This window comes from Nocardia thraciensis (assembly GCF_054782435.1).
Genome location: NZ_BAAGSM010000038.1, coordinates 1 through 23,026, shown reverse-complemented (window position 1 = coordinate 23,026; position 23,026 = coordinate 1). Strand labels below are relative to the sequence as shown.

The 23,026-nt window shown below is 70.5% G+C and carries 5 protein-coding genes; all 5 read right to left on the bottom strand.

Annotated features, from left to right (window positions below):
- Window positions 1–1,995 (bottom strand): type I polyketide synthase (locus tag ACYVLQ_RS24990; protein ID WP_460699961.1); only part of this gene is annotated, 1,995 nt, incomplete at its 3' end.
- The gene (locus tag ACYVLQ_RS24985) at window positions 1,992–7,322 is read right to left on the bottom strand and encodes a type I polyketide synthase (RefSeq protein ID WP_460699960.1); all 5,331 of its coding nucleotides are present in this window, start codon (window positions 7,320–7,322) and stop codon (window positions 1,992–1,994) included. The genes ACYVLQ_RS24985 and ACYVLQ_RS24990, both read right to left, overlap by 4 nt.
- Window positions 7,319–12,649: a type I polyketide synthase gene (locus tag ACYVLQ_RS24980; protein WP_460699959.1), complete on the bottom strand. Its 5,331-nt coding sequence runs from the start codon at window positions 12,647–12,649 to the stop codon at window positions 7,319–7,321. Before ACYVLQ_RS24980 ends, ACYVLQ_RS24985 begins: the two co-directional genes overlap by 4 nt.
- A complete protein-coding gene (locus ACYVLQ_RS24975; RefSeq protein WP_460699958.1) occupies window positions 12,650–18,973 on the bottom strand; it encodes a type I polyketide synthase in 6,324 nt (2,107 codons plus the stop codon).
- 37 nt (window positions 18,974–19,010) lie between these two features.
- Window positions 19,011–23,021 (bottom strand): SDR family NAD(P)-dependent oxidoreductase, encoded by a 4,011-nt coding sequence (locus ACYVLQ_RS24970; RefSeq protein WP_460699962.1) that lies wholly within the window; start codon window positions 23,019–23,021, stop codon window positions 19,011–19,013.
- Between the last annotated feature and the right edge of the window lie 5 nt (window positions 23,022–23,026).

Below are 23,026 nucleotides of genomic sequence, written 5' to 3'. Positions count from 1 at the left end.
CGCCAACATCGCCCCACCCGGCAACCGCTCCATCAACGCACCCCGCGCCCGCACCAACCGCACCCCATCCTCGAGGGACAACACCCCCGCCACATGCGCCGCAGCGAACTCACCCACCGAATGCCCCACCAACACATCCGGCCGCACCCCCCACGACTCCAACAACCGAAACAACCCCACCTCCACCGCGAACAACGCCACCTGCGCATTCCCCGTCGCATCCAAATCCGTACCCGAACCGAACAACCACCCCGGATCACAAACCCCACCCACCACCTCAGCAAACACCGGAAAAACCCCGAACAACTCCCGCCCCATCCCCGACCACTGCGCACCCTGACCCGAAAAAACAAACACCGACTTACCCGAACGCACCCGCACCGGCTCAGAAACGTCTCCGTGTTCTTCTTCGCCACCGACGTAGACCACCGACCGCCACGGCAACTGCGCCCGGGTGGACACCAGCGACCAGCCGACGTCCACAGCGGTGGCATCAGGATTGTTCTCCACCCATTTCCGTAACCGCTCACCCTGCGCCACAACAGCTTCCGCCGACCGCCCCGACACCAGCCACGGCACCACCGGCAGCCGCGCCCCGGACGAGCGGGACGTCCCCGTCACCGCACTCTCACTACTTCCGCGCCAAGACAGGGTTTGCGCTGGTGGTTCTTCGAGTATCACGTGCGCGTTGGTACCACTGATCCCGAACGACGACACCCCCGCACGACGAGGCCGCCCCACCACCCGCACCCACGGCTGCTGCTCAACCAACAACCGCACATCCCCAGCAGACCAATCCACATGAGAACTCGGCGCATCCACATGCAGTGTGCGGGGCAGAATCCCGTGGCGCATCGCCTCGATCACCTTGATCACCCCAGCAACACCCGCCGCCGCCTGCGTATGACCCATATTCGACTTCACCGACCCCAACCACAACCCACGATCACGGTCACGGCCATACGCCGCCAACAACGCCTGCGCCTCGATCGGATCACCCAACGGAGTCCCCGTCCCGTGGCCCTCCACCGCATCCACGTCACCGGGAGCCAGACTCGCGTTCTCCAGTGCCGCCCGAATCACCCGCACCTGCGACGGACCATTCGGCGCCGTCAAACCATTCGACGCACCATCCTGATTCACCGCCGAACCCCGCACCACACCCAACACCCGACGACCCGCAGCCACCGCATCCGACAACCGCTCCAACACCACCAAACCCGCACCCTCACCCCACGAAACACCATCAGCCCCATCAGCAAACGACTTACACCGACCATCCGCGGACAGCGCCTGCTGCCGGGAGAATTCCACGAACAGCCACGGCGTGGCCATCACCGTGACCCCACCGGCCAGCGCCAAGTCGCATTCCCGGGCCCGCAACGCCTGGCACGCCTGATGAATCGCCACCAACGACGACGAACACGCGGTATCCACCGACACCGCCGGACCCTCCAGCCCGAGAACGTATGCGAGCCTTCCCGAGACCAAGGACCCGGCGCCGCCGATGCCCGCGTAGTCGTGATGCATGACCCCGGCGAATACGCCGGTGTTCGTACCTCTCAGGGCGGTCGGGTCGATACCGGCCCGCTCCAGCGCTTCCCACGCCACCTCCAGCAGGATGCGCTGCTGGGGGTCGGCGACGGTGGCCTCTCTCGGCGAGATGCCGAAGAAACCCGCGTCGAACTCACCCGCGTCGTAGAGGAAACCGCCGCGCCGGGTGAACGATTTACCGCTCCGCCCCGGGACGGGGTCGTACAGGTCGGCGGGCCAGCCTCGATCACCGGGGAACTCACCCACGACGTCGCGCCCGGTGGTCACCATCTCCCAGAAGCTGTCGGGGGAATCGACCCCGCCGGGAAAGCGACATCCCGTGCCGACGATGGCGATCGGTTCCGCGCCGCGGCCGTGCAGGTCCGAAAGTTCCTGCCGGAGCCGAGCGTTCTCCTTCGCCGCCACCCGAAGTGCGTGCAGCAGTTCGTCGTTCGAGGTCATGCTCGCTCCCGTTCCGGACGACCGCGAGTAGCCAGCACGTGCCGCACCAGTTCACTCGAATCCATCTCGTCGATCGCCGATTCGACTGCCGTGGTGGTCTGATCCGGCGCGTGCTCGGTGGTCTCGGCCAAGCGCAGCAGCGCGTCGAGCAACCCGCTGCCGCGCAGTGCGGCGACCGGAATGGTGGCCACTCTGCGTCGGATCTCGGCCTCGTCCGGGGCGGTCGGCGCCGGAGCGTCGCCGCCGAATCCGAGGCCGTCGAGGAGCCGGTCCGACAGCCTCGTGACCGTCGGGTAGTCGAAGATCTCGGCGATGCCGACCGTGAGCCCGGTCGCGGCCTGCACCTTGTTGCGGAGTTCGATCGCCGCCAGGGAATCGAAACCGAGGTCGCTGAACGCGGTCTCCGGATCGATCTCCGCCGCCGACGCGAATCCGAGCACCTCCGCGACCAGGCGACGCAATTCCGCGAGCAGGTGCTCGCCCCGCTGCTCGGGCGGCAGTGCGGCGAGCGCGTCGCGGCCCGCCGCCGCGGGTGCGTCGGACGCACGACCGCGCGCGGTGGCGGGCGCCAGTCCACGCAACAAGGCGGGCGGTTCGAACGCCTCGCGGCGCAGAACGCCGCGATCCAGCCGGACGGGCACGGCTATCGCCTCGGATCCGGTGACGCCGATATCGAACAGCCGCAAGGCCGTATCCCGGGCCAAGGGGAGCACACCGGTGCGGCGCAGCCGCCGCATTCCGGTGTCGGTCACGTCGAGCCCCATCAGGGCGTCCTCCCACGGCCCCCAGGCGAGCGATGTCGCCGCCACGCCCCGAGCCCGGCGGTGCGCGGCGAGCGCGTCGAGGAAGACGTTGCCCGCGGCGTACCCGCCCTGGCCGGTGGCAAGGATCAGTCCGCCCACCGAGGAGAACAGCGCGAAGAGTTCGATGTTCTTGTCCGCGGTGAGTTCGTGCAGGTTCCAGGCTCCGTCGACCTTCGCCGAGAACACCCGATCCAGGTGTTCCGCGGTGAGGGAGCCGATGACACCGGCATCGAAGACGCCCGCGGTATGCACGACACCGGCCAGCGGAGCGTCGACGGGGATGCCGTCCAGCACGCGCCGTACCGCCGCCCGATCGGCGACATCGCAGGCCACCACCTCGACCGCGGCGCCGAGATCGGTCAACCGCGTGCGCAACTCGTTCGCTCCGGGCGCCGCGGCGCCGCGGCGGGCCACCAGCGTCAGATGCCGGGCGCCGTGGTTACGGACCAGGTGTTCGGCCACCCACGCGCCGAGTACCCCGGTGCCGCCGGTGACGAGAATCGTTCCCGCGGAGCAGATTCGGTCCAGATCGGCCACGGGCTCGTGCTCGGTCGCCGACGCCAGCCGAGGCACGAGGTACCGGTCCCCGCGGACCGCGAGTTCGGGCTCCGCGGTCGCGATCAGCGCGCCGATGGGGGCATCGGTTCCGGGATCGACGTCGGCCAACAGAATTCGGCCGGGTTGTTCGGCCTGTGCCGATCGGACCAGGCCCCAGACGGCCGCCGCCGCGAGATCGGTGACATCCGCACCCGGCAGCGCGACCGCTCCCTCGGTGAGCACCAGCAACCGGCTGTCGGCGAATCGCTCCTCACTCGCGAATGTCTGGAGGATGCCGAGCACTCGCCCGGTGGTCTCCCGCACCCGCTCCGGCAGCGCGCCGGATCCGCCATGGCAGCGCAACACCACGACGGGGGGAACGTCGCCGGATGCCGTGACCGCCTCCCACGTCGCCCACCGCGCACCGTCGTCGCTACCCGGCCGCACCGTGCGCCATTCGATGCGAAACAGTGAATTGCCTTCGGGGGCAGCGATATTGATCTGATCGGGCGACATCGGGCGACCCAGCACCCGGCGCGCGGTGAGCACCGGCCCTCCCGCCTCGTCGGCGACCGCGACCGATAGTGCCGCGGCACCTTCGGGTGTCAGCCGAACCCGGACCGTCGTGGCACCGGTGGCCCGCAGCGCGACATCCTGCCAGGCGAACGGCAGCACCGTGGACTCGTCCTCGGCGGCCAGCAGAGCGGCGTGCAGGGCGGCGTCCAGCAGCGCCGGATGTATCCCGTATCCCTCGGGATCGGCCACGCCGGAGGGCAGGACGACCTCGGCGAATATCGAGGATCCCGACAACCACAGCCCACGCACTCCGCGGAACGCGGGCCCGTAGCCGTAACCCCGGTCAGCCAGCCGATCGTAGGCCGCGGCGACGTCCACCACGGTCGCGTCGGGTGGCGGCCAGGCGTCGAAGTCCACGGCGGGCCCCGGCGATTCCGCCGCGCCCAGGACGGCTTCGGCATGCAGCGTCCAAGCCGAGCGTTCCTCGACGCCGTCCGGGCGGGAATACACCGCGACCGCGCGGTCGCCGCCCTCCGGGTCGGCGCCCCCGACCGCCACCTGCACCGCGACCCCGCCGCTCTCGGGTATCACGAGCGGAGTCCGAATAGTCATCTCCCGCACTGCCGCACAGCCGGATTCGTCGGCCGCCCGCAGCACCAATTCGGCGAATCCGGCGCCCGGCAGCAGCGCGGAGCCGAACACCCGGTGATCGGCCAGCCACGGGTGCGAGGCCAGCGACAACCGCCCGGTCAGCACGACCCCGCCGGATGCCGGAGTGTCCAGCACGGTGCCGGTCAGCGGATGCCCAGATGTGGTGAGGCCCGCGCCCGCGACATCGTTGCCGCCGCCGGCGATCCAGTACCGTTGCCGCCGGAACGGGTAGTGCGGCAGGTCGATTCGGCGCGCGCGGGTGCCGCGGAAGTACCGCGCCCAGTCGACAGTGCCGCCCGTCTCGTGGAGTACGCCCAGCCCGGCGACCAGCGACCGCACCTCCTCCGCGCCGCGCAGCAAAGGGATCGGTTCGACGCGATCACCCGTGGCGGCGATCATGGTGGTCAACGCCGTTCCCGGCCCTACCTCCACGAAATGCGTGCCACCGCTCGCCGCCGCGGTGGTCACCGCCGCACCGAAGCGCACCGCCTGCCGCAGGTTCCGTCGCCAATAGCCCGGCGTCCCGAAGTCGCGATCGGCGAGATCGCCGGTGACGGCGGAGACGATCCGCGACGGCGCCGCGACGGCGATATTCGCGATCTCCGCGGTGAACTCGTCGAGGATCGGATCCATCGCGGCGGAATGGAACGCATGCGATACGGGCAGCGCGCGCACCCGCCCACCTCGTCGCCTCAGCTGCTCGGACACCGCGGCCAAGGCATCGGAGGGGCCCGACAGCACGACGGCGTCGCGTCCGTTCACCGCGGCGATCTCTATCTCGTCCGGGAGCAGGGGAATCAGCTCGGGCTCGTCGATCGAGACGGCGAGCATGCCGCCGCCCGCCGGGACCGTCCGCATCCATCGGGCCCGGGCGGCAACGACTCGCGCGGCATCCTCCAGTGACAGCACGCCGTCGGCACACGCTGCCGCGAGTTCACCGACCGAGTGGCCGAGCACCAGGTCGGGCCGCACCTCCCAGGACGCCAGCAGGTCGAACAGCGCGACCTCGACCGCGAACAGACCGATCTGCGCGACAGCGGTATCCGCCACGGCGTTCTCGTCTTTGCCCCACAGCACCGGCAGCAGCGAAGCAGACAACCGCTCCGACACGGCGTCGACGGCATCGTCGAAGGTCCGGCGGAAAACCCCGAAGGCCGAATACAACTCGCGTCCCATGCCGAGCCGCTGCGAACCCTGTCCCGGAAAAACGAAGACCGTCCGCCCGCCGACCGCCCGCCGCACGGTCAGATCGGGCAATCGCGCGAGCAACTCGTCGCGATCGGAGCCCACCACGACCGCCCGATGGTCCAGAGCGGCTCGATCGGCAAGTGACACACCGATATCCGCGGCGTCCAGGTCGGGGTTCGCCCGTACCTGTTCTCGAATCCGGTCGGCCTGGGTGTACACCGCATCGGCCGTCCGCCCGGCGAACACCCACGGAACGAGCACCGGATCGGGCTCTGCGACTTCCGGTTCCGGCTGCGCGGGCGGCTCCTCGACGATCACGTGCGCGTTGGTTCCGCTGATCCCGAACGACGAGACCCCGGCGCGCCGTGGACGCGTGCCGCCCGCCCAGGGCCGCGCTTCGGTGAGCAGCCGGACCGTGCCCGCCGACCAGTCCACATGCGAGTTGGGGGAATCGACGTGCAGCGTGGCCGGGAGAACGCCATGTCGCATCGCCTGGGCCATCTTGAGCACGCCGGTGATTCCCGCCGCGGCCTGGGTGTGTCCGATATTCGATTTCACCGATCCCAGCCACAGCGGGGTCTCGCGGTCTCGGCCGTACACCGACATCAGCGCACGCGCCTCGATCGGGTCGCCCAGCACGGTGCCGGTGCCGTGTCCTTCGACCGCGTCGATATCGGCGGCGGCGAGGCCGGCGTTCGCCAGCGCCGCTCGGATCACTCGCTCCTGCGCCGGACCGTTCGGCGCGGTCAACCCGTTGCTGGCGCCGTCCTGGTTCACCGCAGACCCGCGGATAACGGCCAGTATTCGACGACCGTTGCGGCGCGCGTCGGACAGCCGTTCCGCGACGACGACCGCCACTCCTTCCGACCAGCCGACGCCGTCGGCGGCCGCGGCGAACGATTTGCACCGCCCGTCCGGCGCCAGGCCCCGCTGCCGAGACATCTCGACGAACACCGCGGGCGTGGCCATCACGGTCACCCCACCCACCAGCGCCAGCCCGCATTCCCGCGCCCGCAGCGCCGCCGCCGCTTGATGCAGGGCAACCAGCGACGAGGAACAGGCCGTATCGATCGTGACCGCCGGACCGGTGAGTCCGAGCGCGTACGCCACCCGGCCGGTCACCACCGAGCCGAGCTGATTGCGGTGCCCGTAGTCGTGGTACATCACTCCGGCGAAGACACCGGTGTCGCTACCGCGCACCGACAGCGGATCGATTCGCGCGTCCTCGAGCGCCTCCCACGAACTTTCCAACAGCTGCCGCTGCTGCGGATCGATAGCGGCCGCCTCGCGCGGGCTGATCCCGAAGAACGCGGGATCGAAATCGCCCGCGTCATATAGGAATCCACCCGCGCGCACCGACGAACGGCCCACGGCTTCCGGATTCGGATCGTACAGATCCGTGCTCCACCCGCGATCCCGCGGGAAGTCACCGATGGCGTCGCGTCCCGCGGACACCAGATCCCACAGCTCCTCGCGCGAGCGCACCCCACCCGGGAGGCGACAGGCCGCGCCGACGAGCGCGATGGGTTCGGTGGCCGCGGCGACCAGATGCGCGTTCCGATCCCGCAGTGCCTCGAGTTCCAGCGCCGCGCGACGCAGCGCCTCCGTCATCCGGTCGTCCGGTCGTGTCACGAGGCACCCTCGCTATCCGTCTCGCCGAGAACCAATCGAATAAGGCTGTCGGAATCCATGTCTCGGATGCGGTCGGCCCGGTCGGCGCCCCCTGCCTCGGCCGGGCCGGTACCGGCGAGGTCGAGCAACGTGTCCAGCAGGCCCGCACTGCGCAGTCGCTGCACGGGTATCGCGGCGATGGCGGCCCTGATCCGTTCGTCCTCGGACACGACCGAATCGGCGGGAGCCTCGGCGAAATGCGCCGCGAGATACTCGCCGATCGCCTGCGGGGTCGGGTAGTCGAAGACGACCGTCGCGGGGAGTTCCACACCGGCCGCCGTCCGGATCCGGTTGCGGAATTCGATGGCGCCGAGGGAATCGAATCCCAGCTCCTGAAACGGGCGGTCCGGCGGTATCGCGTCGGGGCCGGAATGTCCCAGGACGGCCGCGGCGGATCCGCGGATCAATTCCATGATCCGCACGCGGCGCTGCTCCGGCGGCAAGGCCCCGAGGTCGACGGTGCGGGTCCGTGTTCCCGATCCGCCCGCCCGGCGGCGCGTCGGCGCGAGGGCGCTCAAGATCGCCGGGAGCGGCCGGTCCGGCTCGGCGGCGGCCAGTCGCAACCGGACCGGGACCACCAGGGCCGTCGCCGATCGCAACGCGGCATCGAAGGCAGCCAACGCCGAGGCCCGGGTGAGGTCGCCGATCCCGCTTCGGGCCGTGCGCCGCCGGGCGGTCTCGTCGAGGCGGGCGGTCATACCGTCCGTCCCGGCCCACGGACCCCAGGCCAAGGACACGCCCGGCAGACCCAGTGCCCTGCGATAGGCGGCCAGCGCGTCCAGGTAGGTGTTCGCGGCGGCGTAGTTGCCCTGTCCCGGCGCCCCGAATACGCCTGCGGCCGAGGAGAACAGCACGAACAGCGACAGCTCGTGGGCACGGGTGGCACGGTGCAGATGCCAGGCGCCGTCGACCTTCGGGCCCAGCACCCCCGCGAGTCGTTCCGGGGTCAGCGCGCTCACGACCCCGTCGTCCAGCACTCCGGCGGCATGGACGACGCCGCTCAGTCGACCGTCGGCGGTGACGGCCCTGACCAGGCCGTCCACGGCAGCGGAGTCGGTGACGTCGCAGCATTCGATCCGCACCCGGGCACCGGCGGCGGCCAGTTCGGCGGCCAGCGCCTCCGCGCCGGGCGCCCGGTCACCGCCGCGGCTCGTCAGCACCAGGTCACGGACGCCGTGGCTGGCGACCAGATGGCGGGCCACGGCCGCGCCGAGCACACCGGTCCCGCCTGTGATCAGGACCGTACCGTCGGCGATCGGCGATCCGGCCGCGTCGACGCCGCCGATCGCGCTCATCCCTGCCGGGCTCGTCCGCACCAGGCGCGGTACCCGAATCTCCGTCTCCCGCACCAGCAGTTGCGGTTCGCCCGCGCCGACGAGGCGGGCGAGCAGGTCGTCGTCGACCGCGGTATCGATGTCCGCGAGGACGAACCGCCCGGGCTCCTCGTTCTGCGCCGACCGGACCAGGCCGTGGAGCGCGGCGCCGACCGGGTCGGTGACCTCGTGTTCGGTCGCCGCGACCGCGCCGCCGGTGACGATGACGACCCGAGTGCGCGCATAGCGCGGATCGGCGATCACGTCCTGCAGCGTCCGTAGCAGCGCCGTGGTGGCCGCGCGCACCGCACCCGGTTGATCCGATTCCGTTGCCTCGCCGCGGAATTCGTAGACCAGGACCTCGGGTACGCGCGTATCGGGCGCGATCGTGGACCACCGAGCCCAGGTCACCGGCGTCGCGCGGGTCTCGGCGAGCGGCTGCCAGTCGACGGTGTGCAGGACTTGCTCGGGCCCCGGGTCGGTCGCGCCGCGGGCCGCGGGCCGCAGCAGCAGCGATCGCGCCGAGAGCACCGGCAGGCCGGTTTCGTCGAAAAGTTCGACGGTGGCACGATCGCGACCCGCGATCCGTGCCCGCACCGCGGTCGATCCCGTCGACCGGGCGGTCACCCCTTCCCAGACGAACGGCAGCAGCGGCGCGGCGCCCTCCGCCGCTGCGGTCCACGCCAGCGCGTGCAGTACCGCGTCGAGCAGACCCGGGTGGAGCACGAATCGATCAGCGTCCGGGCCGCTGTCGGTCAACGCCGCCTCGACGAACAGTTCGTCGCCACGGGACCAGGCCCGGCGCAGTCCACGGAAGGCGGGGCCGTATTCGTAGCCCGCGGTCCCGAGCCGGTCGTGCAGGCCGTCGACGGCCAGCTCCACCGCCCCCGCCGGTGGCCACATATCGATGCCGGGCACCGCGGATTCGGACGCCTCGGCGAACGATCCCTCGGCGTGACAGGTCCACGTGCCCTTGTCCTCGGGTGCCGCGTAGATCGCGAATCGCCGCGTACCCGTGCCGTCGTCGCCCCGCACCGCGACGTGGACCGCGACGGTGCCGCGTTCGGGGACGACGAGCGGTTCCCGCACTATCAGCTCGTGTACCGCCGCGCACCCCGCCTCGGCGGCGACCGTCAGCGCCAGGTCGGCGAATCCGGTCGCCGGGAACAGGAGTCGTCCGAGGATACGGTGATCGGCCAGCCACGGCTGGTCGGTGAGCGACAGGCGGCCGGTACACCGGAACCCGCCGGTATCCGGCTCCGCGACGAGCGCGGTGAGCACCGGATGCGACAGCGCCGTCAGCCCCGTTCCGGTGCGGCCGACATGGGAGGGCTGGAGCCAGTAATGGTTCCGCTGAAACGCGTAGCTCGGCAGATCGACGTGCCGACCCCCGAATCGGGTGAGCACCCGCGACCAGTCGACCGTCCCGGCGGCGGTCCACAGCCGGGCCAGCCCGGTCAGCAGCGACCGCGTCTCCCCCTCTCTCCGCCGCAGCAGCGCCACGACGGTACCGCTGGAATCCGTTGCCCGGTCCGCGATTTCCGCGACCATCGCCGCCGCCGTGCCGCCGGGTCCGATCTCGACGAATCGGGTGCCGCCCGCGGTCGCCGCCGAGGTGACGGCGTCGGCGAAACGCACTGTCGCACGGACCTGCCGCACCCAATACCGCGGATCGGTGAACAGCGCCGACTCGATGCGACCGGTAACCGTGGACACCATGGTCAGTTCCGGTGTCCGCCAGTCCAATTCGGCACACACGGCACCCAACTCGTCGAGTACGGGTTCCATCAGCTCGGAGTGGAAGGCGTGCGACACCCGCAGACGGCGGCAGCGGCGGTCGCGCCACCGCCGCTCGAGGTCGGCGATTCCGTCCCCCGGACCCGAGAGCACCACCGACTCCGGCCCGTTCACGGCCGCGATCGATACCCCTGCGGGCAGGTCCGCGACCGCGTCGGCCCCCAGATCGACCGCCAGCATGGCGCCGCCCGATGGGAGTTCGGCCATCAATCGTCCGCGGGCACGAACCAGTCGAACCGCATCGGGCAGCGACAGCACGCCCGCGACATGCGCGGCGGCGATCTCGCCGATCGAGTGTCCCAGCACCACCTCCGGCGTCACACCCCAGGATTCGAGCAGCCGGAACAGCCCGACCTCGATCGCGAAAATCGCCGTCTGGGTGTTGGCCGTCGCGTCGAGATCGGTGCCGGAATCGAACAACCACTCCGGATCACAGATCTCGCGCACGGTGTCGGCGAAAACCGGGAACGCGTCGAACAATTCCCGCCCCATCGCGGGGTACTGCGCGCCTTGCCCCGGGAACACGAACACCGTCTCGCCCGCCGCCCCGCGCGTACCCTCGAGGCCGGGCAACCGCGCGATCAGTTCGTCACGATCCGCCCCGACGGCGACCGCACGATACTCGAGCGCCGCCCGCCCGGCCAGCGACACGGCGACATCGGCCGCGGTCGGCTCGGGGTGGGCAGCCGCCCAGTCACGCAATCGCTCCACCTGTCCGGCCACCGCGGCGGCCGATCGGCCGGAGATCACCCACGGCACCGCCGACGGCATCGAATCCGGCCGGGCGGCATCGGATTCGGAATCAGGCGCGGCGGGCGCCTCCTCCACGATGACGTGAGCGTTGGTGCCGCTGAGGCCGAACGAGGACACCCCCGCACGCCGCGGCCGGTCCGCCGCGGCCGGCCACTCCCGGGCCTCGCTCAGTAGCTCCACCGCGGCCGAATCCCAATCGACATGCGGGGTGGGAGGATTCGCGTGCAATGTGCGCGGCAGCACCCCGTGTCGCATGGCCTCGACGACCTTGATCACGCCCGCCACACCGGCAGCCGCCAGCGTATGCCCCACATTGGACTTCACCGAACCCAGCCACAGCGGCCGATCCCGACCCTGCCCGTAGGCCGACAGCAACGCCTGCACCTCGATCGGATCGCCGAGCGCGGTACCGGTGCCGTGCCCCTCGACCGCGTCCACGTCCCCGGGCGCCAAGCCCGCGTTCGCCAGTGCCGCTCGGATCACCCGCACCTGCGACGCGCCGTTCGGCGCCGTCATCCCGTTCGACGCACCGTCGGAGTTCACCGCGGAGCCCCGCAGCACGCCCAGCACCCGGCGACCCGCCGCCCGCGCATCCGACAGCCGCTCCAGCACCACCATGCCCGCGCCCTCGGCCCATCCCACGCCGTCGGCCTCGGCCCCGAACGATCGGCACCTGCCGTCGGGCGACAATCCCCGCTGTCGGGAGAACTCGGTAAACAGGATCGTCACGTTGTGCACGGTGATACCACCGGCGAGTGCGAGTGCGCACTCACCGGCCCGCAAGGCCTGGCACGCTTGATGCATAGCCACCAGTGACGACGAGCACGCGGTGTCCACCGACACCGCCGGGCCCTCCAAACCCAGCGAATACGCCACTCGCCCCGAAACCACGCTGGCGAGCGTCCCGGACAGGCGATACCCCTCGAGTTCGTGATCGTTCTGCACGCCGTAGACGCAGCCGCCGACTCCGGTGAACACGCCGGTATCGGTGCCACGCAACGACAGCGGGTCGATCCGGGCGTCCTCGAGCGCCTCCCACGCCACCTCGAGCAGAATCCGCTGCTGCGGATCCATGGCCGTCGCCTCACGCGGACCGATTCCGAAGAATCCCGCGTCGAATTCGGCGGCGTCGTAGAGGAATCCGGCCGATCGGGCGTAGGTCTTGCGCGGGGCCTGCGGATCCGGATCGAACAGGTCGGCGTCCCAGCCGCGATCGGCCGGGAACTCACCCACCGCGTCGCGCCCCGAGGCCACCAGATCCCACAGCTCGTCTCGCGACGCCACCCCGCCCGGGAAGCGGCACCCCACGCCCACGATCGCTATCGGACCGTGCTGCTCGTCGTACTGCTTGAGCCGTCGGCGCGCGGTCTGCAGTTCGAGGGTCAGCCGCTTGAGGTAGTCCAGGGTCTTGGCATCGCGATCCATCTACTTCAGCTCCTCGTCGATGAGCTCGAACATCTCGTCGATGTCGGCCCCCTCGATCGAATCCGCCGAAATACCCGTCCCCTCGGTGATCCCGGAGTCCTCCAGGTCCCGCAACGCGCGCAGCAACCGCGCGGAGGTCGCCTTGCGCAACTCCCCGTCGGACGATCGCTCCCGCAGCGTCGCCAAGGTCCGGTCCAGCACCGCCAGCACGTCGTCGGCGTCGTCGCCGCTGTGTCCGAGGTGTTCGAGCAGATGGTCGGCGATGGCGCCCGGGGTCGGGTGATCGAAGATGGTCGCGGCCGGAATCTGCAGTCCTGTCGCGGACTTGAGCCGATTGCGCAACTCCATCGAGGTCAGCGAATCCAATCCCTGGTCCCGGAAGTTCACCTCGAGCTCGACCCGCTCGGGGCGGTGGTGACCGAGCACAGCAGCGATCTGTGTGCGCACCAGTTCCCGTACGCGCTTGCGCTGCTGGTCCGCGGACAACCCGGACAGGTCCAGGGCCGCCTGGACCGACGGCGCTGCCGTGGCATCGGGACGGCTGCCGGACAGTTCGCGCAACATCGGCGGCAGATCGGTCACCGACGCGGCCTCCCGCAGCGCGGCCTGATCGAATTGCGCGGCAAGCACTGTGGGGCCGGGCTGGGCCAGTGCCGCGTCGAACAGGGCGATCCCGGTCTCGGTGGACAGCGGGCGCATACCGCTGCGCGCGATCCGGGCGGTCTCGGCGGAACCCAGGGTCCCGGCCATACCGGTTTCGGCCGCCCACAGACCCCACTCGATCGACACCGCGGGCAGCCCCGCCGCCCGGCGATGCTCGGCGAGCGCGTCCAGGAACGCATTCGCCGCCGCGTAATTGGCCTGGCCCGGCGCGCCGAAAACACCCGCGGCCGAAGAGAACAGGACGAACCAGGCCAGGTCGAGCCCGCGGGTCGCCTCGTGCAGATGCCAGGCGCCGATCGCCTTCGGCGCCAGTACGGTGCGCAGCCCCTGCGGGGTCTGCGCGGCCAGCGCCGCGTCGTCCAGCACGCCCGCCGCGTGCAGCACGCCCGTCAGCGGATGATCCGGGTCGACCTCGGCCAGCACCCGTTCGCAGTCCGCACGGTCGCCGATGTCCGCGGCCACGATCCGTACCCGGGCGCCCGCCGCGGTCAACTCTTCCTGCAATTCGCGCGCACCGGGGGCGTCGGGACCGCGCCGACTCACCAGCAGCAGTTGCCGCACCCCGTACGCACCGATCACGTGCCGCGCGAGCACCGCGCCCAAACCACCGGTCCCGCCGGTGATCAGCACCGTACCGAGCGGATCCGGCCGCGCCGGAACCGTCAGCACGACCTTGCCCGTATGCCGCGCCTGAGCGACGAATCGGAACGCCTCGCCGACCTGCCGCACGTCACGGGTGGTCACCGGCAGCGGCGGCAGCGCGCCGGACTCGAACAGCTCACCGAGCACATCCCACATCTCGGCGATCCGGGCGGGCGGCACGTCGTTCAGATCGATTGCCCGATACCGCACCCCCGCGTACTCCGCGGCGACGTCGTCCGGCACCCGTATATCGGTCTTGCCCATTTCGACGAACCAACCGCCGGACGGCAGCAGGCGCAGCCCGGCGTCGACGAAATCGCCTGCCAGCGAATCCAATACGACGTCCATACCGGCGCCGCCGGTCGCGGCGCGGAACTGCTCCTCGAAGTCGAGGGTGCGCGAATCGGCGATGCGGTCGGGATCCACACCGGCGGCCCGGACGACCGGCCACTTCGCGCGGCTCGCGGTCGCGTACACCTCGGCGCCCAGATGCCGGGCCAGCGCGACCGCGGCGATGCCGACACCGCCGGCGGCCGCATGGATCAGCAACCGCTGACCGGCCCGCAGGCTCACGGTGTCGACCAGGGCGAGCCAGGCGGTCATGTACACGGTGGGTGCGGCCGCGGCCTGGGGGAACGTCCACCCCGCCGGAATGCGGGTCACCCGACGACGATCGGTCCAGACATCCGAGCCGCCGCTCGGTGCCATTCCCATCACCGCATCGCCCACGGCGAGGTCGGTCACTCCCGGACCGACCTCGAGCACGACCCCGGCGATGTCGGTGACCAGCCTGGGGTCCTCCAGGGTCACAACGCCCAACGCCATCATCACGTCACGGAAGTTCACACTCATCGCCCGGACCCCGATGCGCACCAGACCGGGCGGCAGGTCCGAGACCGACACCGAATACGGCACCGCGTCGATGCCGTCCAGGATCCCGGGCTCGACGATCTTCAACACCCAGGGATCAGCGGGCAGTGTCAGCCCTTTGTCGGGGGCCGTCACCCGAGGAACACGAATCTCGCCGTCGTCGACGACGATCTCCGGTTCACCGAGGATCGACAGTTCCGCCGGATTCAGCTCGCGCACATCGCCGTCGACCAGCACGATGCGGCCGGGTTCCTCGCTCTGCGCCGAGCGCACCAGACCCCGTATCGCGGCGCCCACCAGGCCCCGGGTCACCAGCAGCAACCGTGATCGCGCGAACCGCGCATCGAAACAGTACGCCTGCACCAGACGCAAGACCGCCGCCGGCGCCGTCGCCAAGGCTTCCGGTATATCCGAATCACCCTGCCCGGCACCGTAATTCACCACCAGTAGGGAGGGCACCGCCGCAGCGGGATCATCGAGCAGCGCCGCGGCCGCCGCGGGGTCCAGCACCCGCGGCGGTTCCCCGATGCTCTCGGCGCGCACCTCCGGGACCGTGACCCACCGCACCTGCCGCAGCAGCGACGGCTCCGACCCGTTCGACCGGCCGAGCTGTTCGGCCGTCACCGTGCGGGTGACCAGCCGCCGCACCGAAACGACGGGATTCCCGGCGACATCGAAGGCCACCACGTGGGCCGTGCCGTCCGCTTCGGGACGGATGCGGACCCGCAGCTGACGCGCGCCACCGGCCAGCAGCACTGCCCCTTCCCAGAGGAACGGCAGCGCCAGGTCGGTGCCACCGGCCAGCAGGCCGGCGTGGACCACGGCATCCAGCAGCGCGGGGTGGATACCGAAACCGCTGGCGCCCAGCGTCTCCGGCAGTTCGACCTCGGCCAGCAACTCGTCGGACAGCCGCCAGGCTCGTCGCACACCCCGAAACGCGGGGCCGTACCCGTAGCCGCGCTCGGCCAGCTGCGCGTACTGGGCGTCGACGTCCACCGCGACCGCACCCGCGGGTGGCCAGGCTCCGGATTGCGCGCCCAGGAGGGGACGCTGCGCGGTCACCACCCCTTCGGCGTGCAACACCCACTCGGCGTCGGGGTCGTCGACCCGCGAGTACACCGACACCGTCCGCTCCCCCGCGGTGTCCTCCTGCCCGCCGACCACCGCCTGCACCGCGATCCCCTCGGTCTCGGACAGGATCAGCGGCGCCCGCAGGGTCAGTTCCCGCAGCACCGGATACCCGGTCTCCGATCCGGCGTACAGCACGAGTTCCACGAAACCGGTGGCGGGGAACAGGATTCGGTCGAGTATGCGGTGCTCGGCCAACCACCCCTGATTCCGCACACTCAACCGGCCCGGGAATACGGTGTCCCCGTCGGGAACCGCCAGGACCGCACGCAATACCGGATGCCGCATCGGTCGCAGGCCCACGCTCGCGACATCGCCGACCGTCCGTCCCGCGGTGAGCCAATACCGCTGGCGCGTGAAGGCGTAGGTCGGCAGATCCACCCGCCGCCCACCAGCCCCGGCGAAATAGTCCGCCCAGCGCACCTCACCACCGGAGCACCAGAACCGTCCGAGACCGGACATCAGCGACCGCGCCTCCGGCTCCCCGCGCCGCAGCAGCGGCACCGCGACCGCGCTGTCGGATTCGACCGTCTGCGCGATCATCGCCGACGCCGAGGCGCCCGGCCCCATCTCGACGAACCGGCTGCCACCCGCGGCCACGGCCGCGGCGATCCCGTCGGCGAACCGAACGGTTTCTCTCAGGTGCCGGACCCAGTAGTCGACGGTACCGAAGGACGGGTCGGCGGGTTGGCCGGTCACGTTGGACAGCAAGGGAATTCGCGCGGGCTTCGGTTCGATTCCGGCGATACCGGCCGCGAACCCGTCGAGGACGGGATCCATCGCGGCGGAATGGAACGCGTGCGACACCCGCAGCCGGCGCGGCTGCCGGTCGCCCCAGCGCTGCTCGAGCAGCGCGACCGCCGCCGCCGGACCGGACACCACCACCGATCCGGGCGCATTCACCGCCGCGACGGCGACGCCCTCCGGCAACTCGCCCAGCTGCGCCTCGCTCACCCCGATCGAGGCCATCGCGCCGCCCGTGGGCAGCTCGGCCATCAACCGGGCGCGCGCCCCCACCACCCGGCCGGCCTCCGCGAGCGACAGCACGCCCGCCACCTGCGCCGCGGTGATCTCCCCGATCGAATGCCCGAGTACCAGGCTCGGCCGCACACCCCAGGAATCCAGCAGCCGCGTCAATCCGATTCCGACAGCGAACAATCCGCACTGCGCGACCGCCGTCGCCGCCACAGCCTCCTCGTCGCCGTCCCACAGCAGCTCCCTGAGCGCGAGCGCGGGCACGTGCGGCTGTACCGCTGCCACGGCCTCGTCGAAACCCGCGGCGAACGCCTCGAACGAATCGTAGAGTTCCCGGCCCATCCCCGGGTGCTGGGCGCCCTGGCCGGGGTAGACGAAGACCGTCTCCCCCGCCTGCCCGCGGGTACCCGTGATCCCGGCCAGCTGCGAGAGCAGGTCCTCGCTCTCGTCGCCGACGACCACCGCCCGGTACTCCAGGGCCGTGCGTCTCGCCAGGGTCGCCCCCACATCCACCGCACGTGCCTCTGGCTGCCGAGCCGACCACTCCCGCAACCGCGTGGCCTGGGCCGTCACCGCGTCCTCCGATCGCCCGGAGAGCACCCACGCCAGCACCGGTGGTTCCGTCACCGACTCGGGGGGCGACGCGGGGTCGGGCTGCGGTTCTTCCAGAATCACGTGCGCGTTCGTGCCGCTGATCCCGAACGATGAGATTCCCGCCCGGCGCGGTCGGCCGTCCACCCGCACCCAGGGGCGCTGCTCGGTCAGCAACCGCACGTGTCCCGCGTCCCAATCCACGTGGGAGGTAGGGGAATCCACGTGCAGCGTGCGCGGCATCGTGCCGTGCCGCATGGCTTCGACGACCTTGATGATGCCCGCCACCCCGGCCGCGGACTGGGAATGCCCCATATTGGACTTGACCGAGCCCAGCCAGAGCGGGCGATCCGCGTCACGGCCCTGTCCGTAGGTCGCGAGCAGCGCCCGTGCCTCGATCGGATCCCCCAGCGGCGTTCCGGTGCCGTGCGCCTCGACCATGTCCACATCGCCCACGCGGAGACCGGCGTGTGCGAGCGCCGCCCGGATCACCCGCTCCTGCGCCGGGCCGTGTGGAGCGGTCAAACCGTTCGACGCCCCGTCCTGGTTCACCGCCGACCCGCGCAGCACGCCGAGGATACGACGCCCGGCCGCCCGCGCATCCGACAATCTTTGCAGGACAACGAGTCCCGCGCCCTCACCCCATGCGACACCGTCGGCGCCCTCGGCGAACGCCTTGCACCGGCCGTCGGGGGCCAGCGCACCCTGCCGACTGAACTCGACGAACATATGCTCCGGGGTAGCCATCACGCAGACCCCGCCGGCCAGCGCCATCCCGCAATCGCCGGTCCGCAGTGCCTGGCACGCTTGATGAATCGTCACCAGCGACGACGAACACGCGGTATCCACCGTCAGCGCGGGTCCGTGCAGGCCCAGGGTGTAGGCGACCCGCCCGGAGACCACGCTGATGGTGCTCCCTACCGTGAGATAGCCCTCGACCTCGTCGCGGCGTTCGCTGCGCAGACCCGCGAAGCCGTAATCCTGGTGCATCACCCCGGCGAACACTCCGGTATCGGTGCCCCGCAACGACATAGGGTCGATCCCGGCATCCTCCAATGCCTCCCACGCCACTTCCAGCAGGATGCGTTGCTGCGGATCCATGGCGAGCGCCTCTCGCGGGCCGATGCCGAAGAATGCCGGGTCGAACTGGTCGGCGTCGGAGAGAAAGCCACCCCATTTGGTGTACGACTTACCCGTCGCTTCGGGATCCGGGTCGTACAGGTTCTCGTCCCAGCCACGATCGGACGGGAACTCCGTGATCACGTCTCGCCCCTCGGCGACCAGATCCCACAGCTGCTGTCGTGACCGCACATTTCCCGGGAACCGGCAGCCGACACCGACGATCGCCACGGGTTCGGCCGCGGCGTCGAGCAATTCCCGTTCGCGTTGACGCGACTTGCGTAGTTCACCGGTCACGAACCGGAGGTTCTCGACGAGCTCTTCGTTGCTGACCATTACCGTGCACTCCTGTTCCCCACGGCGCCCGGGCCGATCATGATGCGCCGAACTCCTGTTGAATCATTTCGACGAGTTCGGCGGCCGTCGCCGTCCGTAGATCGTTGTCACTGCCCGCTGGCGCGGCAGTGGTCGTCAATTCGCGGCACGTCCTGGTCAACGCCTCCAGCCGGGTCAGCACCTGCGCTACCGCGGCATCGTCGGATCCGAGACTGCCCAGTCGTGCTTCCAGTCGCGCGAGTTCGGTGAATACCGTGTCCGCGTCCGAGGCGTACAGCTGCCGGTGCAGGTAGGCGGCGATGGCCGCGGGCGTGGGGTGGTCGAAGACCGCGGTAGCGGGCAGCCGCACGCCGGTCGTGGCTCCGAGGACGTTGCGGAGTTCGATCGCGGCGAGCGAGTCGAAGCCGAGGTCGCGAAAGTTCGCGTCCGTATCGATGCGTTCCGGACCGCGGTGGCCGAGGACGAGGGCGATCTGCGAGCGCACCGTTTCCAACAGTCGCTTGCGTTGCTGGTCGGGGGTGAGGTCGTCCAGTTCCCGGGTGGCCGCCGGCCCGGCCGCGGCGGTCGGGCGGATACCGACCAGATCGGTCAGGATCGGCGACAACCGCCGGGTGCGCCCCGCCGCGCGCAGTGCGGCGCGGTCGAAATCCGCGGCGACGACGACGGGTTCGGGTTGTCCGACGGCCGCGTCGAACAGCGCCAACGCCGCAGCGGCGGTCAGTGGGCGCAGCCCGCTCCGTTCGATTCGGGCGCTGTCGGCCTCGCCCAGGGTTCCGCCCATCCCGGATTCGGCCGCCCAGAGAGCCCAATCGATCGAGACAGCCGGTAGCCCCTGCTCGCGGCGATGCTCGGCGAGGGTATCCAGAAATCCGTTGGCTGCCGCGTAATTCGCCTGTCCGGCCGTACCGATCGTGCCCGCGAGGGAGGAGAACAAGACGAACCACTCCGGATTCGCCGCGCGGGTCAGTTCGTGCAGGTGCCAGGCGCCGTCCACCTTGGGCGCCAGCACATGTCGCAGGCGATCGGAGGTGAGCCCCGCCAGGATTCCGTCGTCCAGCACGCCCGCCGCATGCACGACCGCGGTGAGCGGATGTTCGGTAGGGATGCCGTCCAGCAACTCCGCGACGGCGGCTCGGTCGGTGATGTCGCAAGCGACGATATCCACTTGTGCGCCCAGCTCGGTCAGCTCGCGGTGCAGTCGGCGCGCCCCTGGCGCCCGTGATCCGCGCCGACCGGTCACGGTCAGGCGCCGAAAGCCGTACGCGGTCACCAGGTGCCGCGCCAGTTCCACGCCCAATCCACCGGTGCCCCCGGTGATGAGCACCGTTCCGTTCGGATCCGGCGCCGGCGCGGTGTCCGGCGCCGCGGAGTCGGGATCGGCCGGGCCGAGCCGCGGCACCGACAGCACACCGTCATCGACGATGATCTCGGGCTCGTTCAACTGTGTGAGGGCTGCGATGCTCACGTCGCCGAGACCGCCGCGAACGTCCACCAGAACGACTCGCCCGGGCTCCTCGGCTTGCGCCGTCCGCACCAGACCACGCACCGCGCCTCCGCTCAGGCCGCGGGACAGCACCACCAATCGCGTCTGCTCGAACCGCTGTGCGCCGAAAAATCCCTGAAGCAGTGCGAGCATTCCGTCCAGCGTGGTCGCGACGGCGGACGGCACATCGGAATCGGCTGTCACCTCTCCGCAGTCGACCACCATCGACTCCGGCGCTCGGCCCGAACCGGCGATGACGGCGAGCGCGGCCGCCAGGTCCAGGACGTCGACGGCACGCTCGACGGACGGCTCGCTCGCCGGTGCCGCGATCGGAATCGCATGCACCAGCCGGAGTCTCGGCGATTCGATCGTTGTCTCGCCTCGTTGTCCCGCGAGCGCCACCGGCCTGGCCACCAATCGCCGCACCGACACCACAGCCCGACCGGCGGCATCGAAAACCTCGATCGTCTCCCCGCCGTCCGGACCGCTCGGACGCCCGTGGACGCGCACATGTCGCGCGCCCGTGGCCCACAGCCGCGTACCTTCCCACACGAACGGCAGCAGTACGGCGTCGGTAGCCGCATCGTCGATGGCGAGGACCCGAGCGTGCACGACGGCATCCAACAGGGCGGGATGGATGCCGAATCGAGCCTCATCCACGATTTCCGGCAGGATGATCTCGGCGAACCACGTTTCGCCGTCGCGCCACAGGCGCCGTACACCGCGGAAGGCCGGACCGTAGCCGTACCCGGCCCCGGTGGACCGTTCGTAACCGGCACGCGGATCGACCTCCGCCGCATCCGGCGGCGGCCAGGCTTCCGGGCCGGTTGTGTGGACGACCACTTCCGGCGGAGCCATCACGCCCTCGGCATGCAGCGTCCACCTCGCCGAGTCCGATTGCTGGCGGGCGTAGATCGCGACGGGTCGCCGCCCCGCCTCCCCGACCGCACCGACGTGCACGTGGACCACGACGCCGGAGGTTCCGGACACCACCAGCGGTACTCGCAATGTCAGTTCATCGAGCAGTCCGCAGCCGATCTCGTCACCGGCGTGAATCGCCAGTTCCACGAGGGCGGCGGCCGGAACCACTACCTCGCCCGCCACGCGATGATCCGCCAGCCACGGAGTTGTCGCGAGCGACAGCCGACCGCTGAACCGCACGCCGCCCGAGTCGGGCTCCTGCGTCGCGGCCGCCAAAATCGGATGATCGACCCGAACCAGCCCGGCGGCAACCGAATCGCCGGGCGTAGCGGGCATCCAATACCGTTCCCGCTCAAAGGCGTACGAGGGCAGATCCAGGTGCCGTGCGCAGGACCCGACGAATGTCCGCGCCCAGTCCACGCTCACGCCTGCTTCGAACAGGCGCCCCAGCCCGGCGAGCACCGACCGCCGTTCGCCGTCACCGGCGCGCAGCAGCGGCGCCGCGATCGCGGCGCGGGCACCGAGGTTTTCGGCCACCATGGCCGATGCCGATGCTCCGGGACCGAGTTCGACGAATCGAGAGGCACCAGCGGCGAGGGCCGTGGCCACCGCGTCGGCGAATCGCACCGGCTCGCGGATCTGCCGTGTCCAATAGTCGGCAGAGCCGTAGCCGTCGTCAGCGACCTTTCCGGTCACGGTGGATATCAGCGGGATCCCGGGCGCCCGGAATTCGATATCAGCGAGTTCGGCGGCGACGCCGGGCAGAATCGGATCCATCAGCGCGGAATGGAAGGCGTGCGATACCCGCAGCCGGGAAACCTTGTGCCCCCGTTCGCTATAGGTCGCCGCGACTGCTTCGACAGCCGCCGCCGGGCCGGACACCACCAGCGCGGCCGGCGCGTTCACCGCCGCCACCGACACCTCCGGGGGAAGCTCGGCGAGTTCGGCCGCCTCGATCGCCACGGCCACCATGGCGCCTCCCGCCGGCAACCCGCCCATGAGCCTGCTACGCACCCGCACCACACGTAGCGCACCGTCGAGGGACAACACTCCCGCCACGTGCGCGGCAGCTACCTCGCCGATCGAATGTCCAAGGACCAGATCCGGTGTGACGCCCCAGGTTTCGAGCAATCGGAACAATCCCACCCCGACCGCGAACAGCGCCCACTGCGTATTCTCGGTCGCGTCGAGGTCGGTACCGGTGTCGAACAGCCATGCGGGATCGCAGATCTTTCCCACGGTCTCGGCGAAGACCGGGAATTCGTCATACAGTTGCCGCCCCATCTCCGAATACTGGGCGCCCTGTCCGGGAAACACGAAGACCGTCTTTCCCGTTCCGGCGGTGCGTGGTTCGGTATCGGTGAGCCCCGCGATCAACGCGCTCGGGTCCGTCCCCACAGCAGTGGCCCGATACCGGAAGGCCGACCGCTTCGCGAGCGTCATTCCCACGTCGGCCGCCGAGACCTCGGGCCGCGCTCGCAGCCATTCGCGCAGCCGACCGATCTGCGCCGCCAAGGCCCGCTCGGACCGCGCGGTCACCACCCAGGGCACCACCGGCGTGCGCGGGTCGGACGAAATCGTTTCGGCTGGTGGTTCTTCGAGTATCACGTGCGCGTTGGTACCACTGATCCCGAACGACGACACCCCCG

Excerpts from the sequence above, each read along its gene's own strand:
- ACYVLQ_RS24980 (WP_460699959.1), bottom strand. The coding sequence starts at position 12,649 with ATGGATCGCGATGCCAAGACCCTGGACTACCTCAAGCGGCTGACCCTC.
- ACYVLQ_RS24975 (WP_460699958.1), bottom strand. The coding sequence starts at position 18,973 with ATGGTCAGCAACGAAGAGCTCGTCGAGAACCTCCGGTTCGTGACCGGT.